Origin of the sequence: uncultured Corynebacterium sp., from assembly GCF_945649885.1 — a bacterium.
Classification (GTDB): Bacteria; Actinomycetota; Actinomycetes; order Mycobacteriales; family Mycobacteriaceae; genus Corynebacterium.
Window position 1 is genome coordinate 1 of sequence record NZ_CALZFS010000113.1, and the last position, 9381, is coordinate 9381.

General features: G+C 57.4%; 8 protein-coding genes and 1 tRNA gene. 7 read left to right on the forward strand and 2 right to left on the reverse strand.

From position 1 onward, the window contains the following. The first annotated feature begins 170 nt into the window (after window positions 1-170). The 5 genes from Q0M74_RS11155 to Q0M74_RS11175 all read left to right on the forward strand — a co-directional run bounded on the left by Q0M74_RS11155 (window position 171) and on the right by Q0M74_RS11175 (window position 4623). The gene (locus tag Q0M74_RS11155) at window positions 171-1739 is read left to right on the forward strand and encodes an alkaline phosphatase (RefSeq protein ID WP_293954447.1); all 1569 of its coding nucleotides are present in this window, start codon (window positions 171-173) and stop codon (window positions 1737-1739) included. Window positions 1740-1832: 93 nt separating this feature from the next. Beyond that, a tRNA-Asn gene (locus Q0M74_RS11160) sits at window positions 1833-1908 on the forward strand. A gap of 105 nt (window positions 1909-2013) precedes the next feature. Further along, window positions 2014-2451: an OsmC family protein gene (locus Q0M74_RS11165; protein ID WP_293954449.1), complete on the forward strand. Its 438-nt coding sequence runs from the start codon at window positions 2014-2016 to the stop codon at window positions 2449-2451. A 37-nt stretch (window positions 2452-2488) separates the two neighbouring features. Further along, the gene (locus Q0M74_RS11170) at window positions 2489-4330 is read left to right on the forward strand and encodes a glycoside hydrolase family 15 protein (protein ID WP_293954451.1); all 1842 of its coding nucleotides are present in this window, start codon (window positions 2489-2491) and stop codon (window positions 4328-4330) included. Window positions 4331-4380: 50 nt separating this feature from the next. Continuing rightward, window positions 4381-4623, forward strand: coding sequence for a hypothetical protein (locus Q0M74_RS11175; RefSeq protein ID WP_293954453.1), 243 nt, complete (start codon window positions 4381-4383; stop codon window positions 4621-4623). A 61-nt stretch (window positions 4624-4684) separates the two neighbouring features. Here the strand turns inward: Q0M74_RS11175 and dnaG are convergent, their stop codons facing one another. Next, complete coding sequence (gene dnaG, locus Q0M74_RS11180; RefSeq protein ID WP_293954455.1) at window positions 4685-6583, reverse strand: DNA primase; 1899 nt, start codon at window positions 6581-6583, stop codon at window positions 4685-4687. Between the two features lie 65 nt (window positions 6584-6648). Between dnaG and Q0M74_RS11185 the strand changes: the two genes are divergently transcribed. Continuing rightward, window positions 6649-7194, forward strand: a complete 546-nt coding sequence (locus Q0M74_RS11185; protein ID WP_293954457.1) for a ribonuclease domain-containing protein — start codon at window positions 6649-6651, stop codon at window positions 7192-7194. Beyond that, complete coding sequence (locus Q0M74_RS11190; RefSeq protein ID WP_293954459.1) at window positions 7195-7437, forward strand: hypothetical protein; 243 nt, start codon at window positions 7195-7197, stop codon at window positions 7435-7437. A gap of 74 nt (window positions 7438-7511) precedes the next feature. On the opposite strand, the gene glmS is transcribed toward Q0M74_RS11190, so the two are convergent. Continuing rightward, the coding region (gene glmS, locus Q0M74_RS11195; RefSeq protein ID WP_293954461.1) for a glutamine--fructose-6-phosphate transaminase (isomerizing) at window positions 7512-9381 on the reverse strand (1870 nt) is incomplete at its 5' end.

Sequence of the window (9381 nt, forward strand, 5' to 3'; positions counted from 1 at the left end):
GACCAACGGATTATGAGTCCGTGGCTCTAACCGACTGAGCTATAGCCCCCTACCCGCGTATGCAGGCAACGCGATCATTATAACCATGGATGTTAATCCAACCTGTACACCCCTCCCTTTTGAGGATTATCGTGTGATGGTCACGTTCCTTAACATCAGGGGAGAAGCTCATGACTGACAGCCCCGCCATCACTCGTCGTCAATTCCTGCAGTCCACAGCAGCCGCTATTGTTCTCACAGTCCCCGCAACAACTCCGGTGACAGCCAGCGAAGCACACAGCTGGTTTCAGCATGGGGTAGCCTCCGGAGATCCCACCACGCACTCAGTCATCCTCTGGACCAGGGTCACACCATCAGTAGATGCTGTTCCAGGCAGCGGCAGGGGCGAATCAGTAACAGTTATATGGGAGGTGGCACGGGAGGCGTCGATAAGCACCGTCATCGCAGGTGGAACAGTGGTGACCGGACCGGAATATGACCACACCGTGCATATCGACGCCAGCGGGCTCGAACCCGCAACCCGCTATTTCTACCGGTTCACCGCCCCCACCGGTGAGCACTCACCGGTGGGGGCGACCACAACGCTGATGCTTGACGACGCCCCCCTGGCCTCCCTCAACCTCGCCGTGGCATCCTGCGCGAACTGGGAATCCGGGCATTTTGCAGCCTATGGGGACATCGCCCGGCGCGCCGCTGCCCACAGATTGGATCTGGTGGTGTTCCTGGGGGATTACATCTACGAATATGCACGCGGAGAGTTCACGGGGAAACAGGGGGCGGTCCGTCAGGTGGAACCGGCGGGTGAGACGATCACGCTTGATCAGTACCGCGTGCGTTACGGCCTCTACCGCACTGATCCGCACCTGCAGGCAGCTCACGCAGCCCTGCCGTGGGTTGTCATGTGGGATGATCACGAGTCTGCCAATGATTCCTGGCGGGAAGGCGCCCAGAATCATGGTCCCGGCGAAGGTGGTTGGCATGCCCGTCAGCAGGCTGCCCTGCAGGCTTATCTGGAATGGATGCCGGTGCGTACTACCGCTGCCTCGCTGTTGTACCGGTCATTCAGGTTTGGTGAACTGGCTCAGCTCTCCATGGTTGATCTGCGCAGTTTCCGCGATGCGCCACCTTCCCATGCCCAGTGGTTGGTTGATGGCGGTTCTGCCAACATGCTGGGTTCTGAACAATTCAGCTGGTTGAAAACCCAGGTGGAGAATTCACCAGCCCGGTGGAACATCATTGGCAGTTCAGTGATGTTCTCCCCGATGCAGATCACCGGCCATCCCCAGTTCCGTCTCCCGGCCCCACTGCCCACCAACTTGGACCAGTGGGATGGGTATTCCCATGAACGTGACCACCTGCTGTCCGTACTCGCGGGGACAGGGAAGCCCACGTTGTTTCTGGCCGGTGATATTCATTCTGAGTGGGGCAGCACGGTCAGTGCGGATGGTCGGCAGGTGGGGGCGGAACTGGTGTGCAGTTCCATCTCCTCGCCCAATGTGGATGATTTTGCGCAACTTCCCGAGAACAATCACCTCAGTCTGGGTACTGAGGCCTTCCTCCGTGACAACTGTCCGCATGTCCGTCATGTGGATCTGGATGCCCATGGGTATGCCATTGCTTCCTTGTCTCCCGCGTCGGTTCGTTTCACCTGGGTCCGGGTTGAGGACGTCACCCGGGCGGACTCCCCTGTCGGTGACAGAGTGGGTCTTGAGTGGGTTTATGAACACGGATTCCTGTAATGACCTGCTGATTTGTGTGTTTTCACGGCATCGGGCTATAGTTATATCTCGTTGCAAGGGAGCAGCTCAGAGCAGCTTCCAAAGGTAACTTATTCCTCCATAGCTCAGTTGGCAGAGCATTCGACTGTTAATCGAAGGGTCACTGGTTCGAGCCCAGTTGGAGGAGCCATATGAACACCCGCTATGATCTCCGGATCATAGCGGGTGTTTTGGTTTCGGTACTCAAAGGGCGGATTCTAGGGGTCCCCGACTACCTTCACGTAGTTTTGGCACCATGAGCAAAAATATCTCCACCATCACTGCCACCCGTACCAGCAACTGGACCTACACCGTGGACAATGGTCGCGGGGCGTCGTTGAGCATCGGCTTGGAAGGTGCAGAAGGTGCCTTCTCCCCCATTGAACTTCTCCAGGCAGCATTGGCAGGGTGTGCCGCCCTGTCGGCGGAGGCTCAACTGGTGGACAAACTGGGCGATGATGCCACTGTCACCTCCCGTGTGGATGCCACCCACGATGCAGCCAGCAATCTGATTGATTCGCTGAGCAACATCATCTCCGCCGACATGTCCTCATTAGAAAATAGGCGTCAGGAGAAACTGATTGCAGCAGCTGAGCGTTCCATCGGTGCCCTGTGCACGGTGAAGAAGTCCCTGATCCAAGGGGTTCCAGCCACCTCCACCGTGGAAAGATACCCCAGTCGGGAATGCCGATAATTGTCACTTTTTTCCATCACGCTCTACCCTGGCAGGCATGGAAAAATCCGAAAGCACAGCAGCTTCTATTCCCCTGGATACACCGCTGGAGGACTACGCCCTGCTATCGGACACCCACACAGGTGCCCTGTTGTCCAAACATGGCAGCATCGACTGGTTGTGTCTGCCCAGGTTTGATTCCCAGGCGATGTTCACCCGTTTGCTTGGTGACCATGATCATGGGCATTGGAGCATCCGTGTGACAGGTGGTGAAGTGATCAGCCATGCTTACCTGGGTGATTCCTTTGTGGTGCAAACTGTGTGGCGCTCTGCCACCGGTACCGCACGTGTTGTGGATTTCATGCCCATTCATGATTCAGAGACCCCCAATATCACTGACCTGGTGCGTACCGTCCACTGTGTGGAAGGTGAGGTGGAGGTGGAGGCCACGTTGCGCCTCCGTTTTGATTATGGCGAATCCACCCCGTATTTCCGCACCGAGGGCTTAGGCGATAACAGTGTGGTCCAGGCTGTTGCCGGCCCGAACTCCGTGTATGTGCGGGGCCCGAAGATGCCGCACCGCCCCGCCAAGGATGGTCACAGTGGCACCTTTGCACTGAAGGAAGGTGACTCCTTGGAGTGGGTGCTCACCTGGGCACCGTCTTTTGAGGACCATCCACCGCTACCGGATTATTCACTTTCACTGGAGGCCACCCTGGGTTTCTGGTCCAGCTGGATTGAAGCGTTGCCGGAGCAGAAGCTTTATAACGCCGAGGTCCGCCGTTCCATGCTGGTCCTGCGTGCCCTGACCGATCTGCAGACAGGTGGCATCGTCGCTGCCCTGACCACATCTCTTCCGGAGGATTTCGGTGGCATCCGCAACTGGGATTACCGCTATGTCTGGCTGCGTGATTCCGCCCTGACCATTGAGTCCCTCGTGGAATATGGATTCTCCCGTGCCGCCCTGCAGTGGCGCACCTGGTTGCTGCGTGCCATCGCCGGTGATCCAGAAAACCTCCGCATCATGTACGGACTCGGTGGCGAACGCCACTTGCCCGAGCGTGAACTCCCCCACCTGCGTGGCTATGAGAACTCCACCCCGGTGCGCATCGGTAATGGTGCCGCGGAACAGTACCAGGCGGATGTTGTCGGAGAGGTGATGGTCTCGCTCGAAGCCATCCGACGTGCTGGCTGCGAGGAGGATGAGTTTTCCTGGGGCATGCAGAAGGCCATCTTGGAATTCCAGGAAGCCAACTTTGACCGCAAGGACCAGGGCATCTGGGAGATGCGTTCCGAACCGCAGTTCTTCACCCATGGACGGGCCTCCATGTGGGCGGCTTTTGACCGAGGTGTAAAAGCCGTGGAGGAATTCGACCTTGATGGGCCGGTGGAACGCTGGCGGGAACTACGTGACCGTCTCCGTGCTGAGATCATGGAGCATGGTTATAACGAGGAGATTCAATCCTTCACCCAGTGCTATGACAACACCAATGTGGATGCCTCCCTCCTCCACCTGGTCCAGATCGGTTTCATCTCCCCCACCGATCCGAAGATGCTCAGCACCGTCGCACGTATTGAGCAGGAACTGCTGGATGATCACGGGTTCCTGCATCGCTATATCACCGATGGTTCTGATGGCCTCGCCGGGGATGAGTATCCCTTCCTCATTTGTTCCTTCTGGTTGGTGGAACAATACGCACTCTCCGGCCGTCTGAAGGATGCCAAGGAGATGATGGATCGTATCCTCGCTGTCCAGAGTCCACTGGGGCTTTTCGCTGAGGAATACTCAACAGTGCATGGCCGGATGGCGGGTAATTATCCGCAGGCTTTTTCCCATATCGGTCTGATCAGTGCTGCCCGTGCCATCAATTTTGAAGAAGCCAAAGCAGGTAGACTGTAGGCTGTTACTTCTGAAGGAACCACCAGAGTGTTAGGGAGAGTCATACACCCATGATCCAGCTTGTGATCGGCGCTGCCGCTGGCTACGTACTAGGCACCAAGGCCGGGCGTAAGCGATACCACCAGATCAAAAAGGGGTATGTGGCCGCTGTTAATTCCCCGGTGACCAAGACCGCTCTGAATGCCACCCGTCGGGCAATCGCCAACAAGCTTGATCCGGAACCCCGTATGAAGGAGGTGCGCAACCTGCGTACCGATGATGGTCATACTGTCCTTGAACCCGACAGTGACTAAAAAGTCCTCTTTACAGCAGGCGGGGAGTTATCCATGTGGAATAACTCCCCGCCTGCTTTTACTATCCCCTGAATGCCCGCGACATCAGTTCCCGGCGTGCCTGTTCAAGTGCCACCAGGTCAGAAAAAAGTGAGTTATATGCCTGCTCATCATCGGAGGGACGCATGCGCTGGAGTTGGGTTTTCAACACCGCAATCTGGTTGCCCACCCGGGTTTCCTGCAGACGGGACAGCACACCATCGGTATAGGACTCAACATCTTGGGCCTCCACCTCAATCGGTTCCATGGCCAACTCAGAGACCAGCGAGGTTCCGAGCAGATCGGCCATGTTCTCAGAGACTCGTGGCAACCAGTCCACGCCATCGCCTGCCCGTTCACAACCACCGGCTGCGGCGATGGCATCACGGACCATCCGGTAAGCGGGGTTGGTGAAACTATCAGTGGCTAGCCCATCGAAATAGGACCCAGCCAGCTCCGGGTACTGCAGCGCGATCTTGAGAGATTCCCGTTCCTGCCACAATGCTGGGTTGCGGGGATTGGGCATGGTCATGTTCGGCCGCTGGCTTTGATCCTCCATCTTGTCTTTTTCAAAGCGGGTGGCACGCAGCTGTTTCTTCTGTTGCTTGGGGCGACGAGCCTCCTCATGCACCTGGCGCAGAACCTCTGCCGGGTCTGGCCACCCCACCCATCCGGCGAGCAGACGTGCATATTCAGACTGGAGGGTCTTGTCACGGATCTCAGCCACAATCGGCACCGCCCTCCGCAGTGCACTGAGACGGCTTTCCACCGTGTCATGTGGATACTGGCTGATGATGGACTGGATGACGAACTCAAACATGGGCACACGGCTGGCCACCAGGTCACGCACCGCGGCATCTCCTCGTTCCAGACGCATATCGCAGGGGTCCATGCCTTCCGGCGCCACAGCAACATAGGACTGTCCGGTGAACTTCTGGTCTCCTTCGAAGGCACGCATCGCGGCCTTCTGTCCTGCTTCATCACCATCGAAGGTATAGATGAGCTCACCGCGGAAGTAATTATCATCCAACATCAGGCGACGCAGCATCTGCAGGTGTTCCTCACCAAAGGACGTACCACAGGATGCCACGGCGGTATCGATGCCTGCGGCATGCATCGCCATGACATCAGTGTAACCTTCCACCACCACTGCCTGGTGACTCTGGGCAATGGCACGCTTGGCGGTATCCAGACCGAAGAGCACCTTGGATTTCTTGTACAACAGGGTTTCGGGCGTGTTCATATACTTGCCCATCTTGTCGTCGTCAAAAAGCTTGCGGGCACCGAAACCGATGACATCACCAGACAGGTTCTTGATCGGCCACAGCAGGCGTCGCTGGAACTGATCAATCGGGCCACGCTTACCCATCTTGGATAGACCTGCTGCCTCCAGCTCCTTGAACTCAAAGCCTTTCTTCAGCAGGTGCTTGGTCATCACATCCCACCCAGCCGGCGCATAGCCACATTCGAAGTGGTAGATGTGATCCTTGCTGAACCCCCTCTGGAGCAGGAAGTCACGGCCCGGTTGCGCCTCCGGGGTTTCCAACTGTTCACGGTAGAATTGATGCGCTGCCTTATTCGCCGCGATGAGGCGCTGACGGGTGCCTGGTTCTTCCCTGCGTCCCGGGCCACCACCCTGATAGTTGATCTGGTAGCCGATCTTCTCAGCACAGACTTCAACGGCCTCGGGGAAGGAGATGTGTTCCATCTCCATGAGGAAGGAGTAGACATCTCCGCCCTGGCCGGTGGAGAAGCAGTGATAATAACCGCGGTTGGGGCGGACATGGAAGGATGGTGTCTTCTCATCCTTGAAGGGGCTGAGTCCCTTGAGTGAATCTGCACCAGCTGACTTGAGCTGCACGTAATCTCCCACGATCTCTTCGATCGGAGTTCGTTCACGAATTGCCTGGATATCACTTTCCGGTATGCGTCCCTTTGCCATGCTCAATACTCTAGTCCTTCGGGCGGACAACCTACCCATACACCGGATATGCCAAGATTGAAGCCATGCAGAAAAGTGGTAATAAGAAAGTAGCCGGACTCATCGGCGCGGCGTTGATCCTCGCCGCAGCATGGTTGGGCGTTGATATGAGCAACGAGGACTCCTCGGATAACGCCTCCCCCACACCATCACCAGCATCCTCGCCAGCCACTTCACCTGAGGCTTCACCTGAGGCTTCACCTGTCACCGGTGCTGCTGCAACCACAGATAGCTCCACCAGCGAGGCTCAGCAGGACACCGTCAGTGATCTGCCTGTCTGCTCCGTGACAGAACTTCCCAACCAAGCGGATCTGGTCATCGCTGACATCTTGGCCGGCGGCCCCTATGACTACCCCGATAATGATGGTGTCCGCTTTGGCAACTATGAAGAGATCCTCCCGGATGAATCCAGCAACTACTACCGTGAATACACTGTGGAAACTCCTGGCCTGAACCATCGTGGCCCACTACGTATTGTCACCGGTGGCACCCAGGAAACTGATCCTGATGTCTGGTACTACACCGAGGACCATTATGAGAGCTTCTGCGAGATCACCGATGCGGAGAACTAGATGACTATCGTTTTGAGCGGTACCTTCACCACCCGACAGGACTTCTTCCTCCTCCTGGGTAGAGCGGTCTGGGGAATTGATCGTCCGGCCCCCACCAACCTGGACGGCATGGTGGATCTGATTCGTGAATCCGGGCTCACCAGCATCACGGTCACTGGCATCTGGCGGGTGGATCAAACTGATTCTGAACGCATCGAAGAGGTCTGTGATGATCTCGGTGTGAGACTGAAAATGAACCTCTGATATCTCGTTGACATCGACAAAGCCCTCAGATGGATACTCCATCTGAGGGCTTTGCTTCTTTCTGAGCCTGAGAATTACTCCACGGTGACTGACTTGGCCAGGTTGCGGGGCTGATCCACGTTGTAGCCCTTTTCGGTTGCCACAGCGCAGGCGAAGATCTGCAGCGGAACGGTAGCCAGCAGTGGCTGCATCAGGGTCGGTGCCTTCGGAATGCGGATGATGAAATTGGCATAATCATTGACAGCTTCATCCCCTTCCTCAGCGATCACGATGGTGACAGCACCACGGGCACGGACTTCCTGAATATTGGATACCACCTTGGAATGCAGGGAGTCACGACCGCGTGGGGAGGGCACGATAACGAAGACCGGTTGGCCTTCCTCCACCAGGGCGATCGGACCGTGCTTGAGTTCGCCAGCAGCAAAGCCCTCGGCGTGCAGATAGGCGATCTCCTTGAGCTTCAGTGCACCTTCAAGTGCCACCGGGTATCCCACATGACGGCCCAGGAACAGCACGGACTTGGCGTTGACCATGTCCTTGCCCAGCTGCTTGATCTGGTCTTCTCCATCGATGACCTGCTGGATCTTCTCCGGCATCTCACGGAGGCTATCCAGGATGGTCTCCACCTCATCAGCAAACTGGTTTCCACGCAGCTGTGCCAGGTAGAGACCCAGCAGGTAGGAAGCAGTGATCTGTGCCAGAAATGCCTTGGTGGAGGCAACTGCAATTTCAGGGCCGGCGTAGGTGTACAGGGAGGCATCCGCTTCACGGGGCAGGGTGGATCCGACGGTGTTGCAGATGGCCACCACCTTCGCCCCCTGTTCCCGGGCATGGCGTACAGCCATGAGGGTGTCCATGGTTTCACCGGACTGGGACAGCGCCACCACAAGGGTCTTCTCATTCACGATGGGGTCGCGGTAACGGAACTCATGAGCCAGCTCCACCTCGGTGGGGATGCGGCACCAGTGCTCGATGGCATAGCGGGCTACCTGGCCGGCATATGCGGCAGTGCCGCAGGCAACAACGATGATCTTGTCCACACTGCGCAGGGTGGATTCATCAATGCGCAGTTCATCCAGCACCAGCTTGCCGTCTTCATCAAGGCGTCCCAGGAGGGTATCGCGGACAGCTGCGGGTTGATCATGGATCTCTTTATCCATGAAGGAATGGAAGCCACCCTTTTCGGCGGAGGCTGCATCCCATTCCACGGCAAAGGGCTTTCCTTCAGCCGGGGTGCCCTCAAAGCTGGTGATCTCATAGGTGTCGGCGGTGATGGTGACCACCTGGTCATTGCCCATCTCCACGGCGCTGCGGGTGTAGTCGATGAATCCGGAGACATCAGAACCCAGGAAGTTCTCGCCCTCCCCCAGTCCGATGACCAGTGGTGAGTTGCGGCGTGCCGCCACGATGCGGTCACTGTGATCCGCATGGATGGCCAGGAGGGTGAAGGCTCCTTCCAGGCGCTGTCCGGTCAGCTGCATGGCCAGGGTCAGGTCCCCTGCTGCGTCCGTCTTGTAGATTTCAGCCAGCAGGGAGGCCGCCACCTCGGTATCGGTGGATGAGACGAAGTTGTAGCCCTTGGTGGCAAGTTCCGCACGCAGTTCGGAGAAGTTCTCAATGATGCCATTATGGACCACTGCCAGGTGGCCCCCGGCCACCACATGTGGGTGGGCATTGGCGTCGGTGGGACCGCCATGGGTGGCCCACCGGGTATGTCCGATTCCGAGGATGGAATCAGGCAGTGGGGCGCGGGAGATCTCCGCTTCCAGGGCGGCAACCTTGCCTGCCTTCTTCCGGAAACTGATCTCTGAACCGGAATGCACTGCCACACCTGCAGAGTCATATCCGCGGTATTCCAAGCGGCGGAGTCCCTCTAGGACAACGTCCAGCGCATAGTAGTTGCGGGACTCACCCGCATGGCCAATATATCCGACAATTCCACAC

Bases quoted from the DNA above. Each gene is read 5' to 3' on its own strand.
- Q0M74_RS11155 (WP_293954447.1), top strand. From the start codon at position 171: ATGACTGACAGCCCCGCCATCACTCGTCGTCAATTCCTGCAGTCCACA.
- Q0M74_RS11165 (WP_293954449.1), top strand. From the start codon at position 2,014: ATGAGCAAAAATATCTCCACCATCACTGCCACCCGTACCAGCAACTGG.
- Q0M74_RS11170 (WP_293954451.1), top strand. From the start codon at position 2,489: ATGGAAAAATCCGAAAGCACAGCAGCTTCTATTCCCCTGGATACACCG.
- Q0M74_RS11175 (WP_293954453.1), top strand. From the start codon at position 4,381: ATGATCCAGCTTGTGATCGGCGCTGCCGCTGGCTACGTACTAGGCACC.
- dnaG (WP_293954455.1), bottom strand. From the start codon at position 6,583: ATGGCAAAGGGACGCATACCGGAAAGTGATATCCAGGCAATTCGTGAA.
- Q0M74_RS11185 (WP_293954457.1), top strand. From the start codon at position 6,649: ATGCAGAAAAGTGGTAATAAGAAAGTAGCCGGACTCATCGGCGCGGCG.
- Q0M74_RS11190 (WP_293954459.1), top strand. From the start codon at position 7,195: ATGACTATCGTTTTGAGCGGTACCTTCACCACCCGACAGGACTTCTTC.